The organism is Achromobacter sp. SIMBA_011, assembly GCF_046535435.1.
GTDB classification, from domain to species: Bacteria; Pseudomonadota; Gammaproteobacteria; order Burkholderiales; family Burkholderiaceae_B; genus Achromobacter; species Achromobacter dolens.
In genome coordinates this window covers 1-258 of the sequence record NZ_JAWRWN010000771.1, presented here as the reverse complement: position 1 = coordinate 258, position 258 = coordinate 1, and the positions used below count along the sequence as shown (strand labels likewise).

The window sequence follows — 258 nt, the reverse complement described above, 5'->3', positions numbered from 1 at the left end:
ATGCGCGTCGATCGCCACGCCGACGCGCACGCGCTGTGCGAGAGCGCGCTCGAGCTCGACCCGCAGTGCCCGCCGGCGTGGTTCACGCGGGCACGCGTGCGGCTCGAAACGCATCGTTACGACGATGCGCTCGACGACCTCTCACGCGCGATCGCGCTCGCGCCGCTCGACAAGCTCGCGCACTTCCATCGCGGCCACGCGTTGCGCGCGCTGCGCCGGCACGACGACGCGCTGCACGCCTACGCGCGCGTGCTCGAC

1 protein-coding gene is annotated in these 258 nt (G+C 73.3%); it reads left to right on the top strand.

Annotated elements, in window-relative coordinates; all coding sequences use genetic code 11:
• On the top strand, positions 1-258 hold a 258-nt coding region (locus SB816_RS33080), incomplete at both ends, for a tetratricopeptide repeat protein (protein WP_410548388.1).